The sequence below is a fragment of the Mycobacterium sp. RTGN4 genome, assembly GCF_033804635.1.
GTDB lineage: Bacteria > Actinomycetota > Actinomycetes > Mycobacteriales > Mycobacteriaceae > Mycobacterium.
This window is the reverse complement of record NZ_JAPZLB010000049.1, coordinates 1-446: the sequence shown is the minus strand read 5'-3', so window position 1 is coordinate 446 and position 446 is coordinate 1. Positions and strand designations below refer to the sequence as shown.

Here is a 446-nt window from a genome sequence, read left to right as displayed (position 1 = left end):
CCGCGCCGCAGTACAACAAGCGAAAATCGGCCCCGACAACGACATCCCCCACGTCACCGCACCCACCATCAAGAAATACATCACCGACCTGCAACAACTCGGACTGATCTAACCCATGGAGCGATGGCCGATGTCACGACGGAGAGGATTGCGAACCCGAACAGCTACCTGGTCGCACCTGAACGAGTGGCGACCTGGCTTTGCCAATTGCATTGCACAGTACCCAGTCGAGGGCACACACTACGAGATGTTCACCACCGAACCGCGGAATGTATATGGCAAACGACTGAAGTCTTTGTTGGGAACATGCGACGCGAAGCGCGTGGAGTGGATGATTGGGGGACGTAGTGGATGCTGACCTGTCTCGGCGGTTGTCGTCGATGGACTTCCTCGTTGAGGATGAGTATGCGCGGCTGGATGGGTGGGGTCATCGGTCGGTGTTGAGT

1 protein-coding gene is annotated in these 446 nt (G+C 57.2%); it reads left to right on the top strand.

Going from position 1 to position 446, the window contains the following annotated elements; genetic code table 11:
* Positions 1-112 (top strand): hypothetical protein (locus SLQ30_RS33215; RefSeq protein ID WP_413468234.1); only part of this gene is annotated, 112 nt, incomplete at its 5' end.
* Between the last annotated feature and the right edge of the window lie 334 nt (positions 113-446).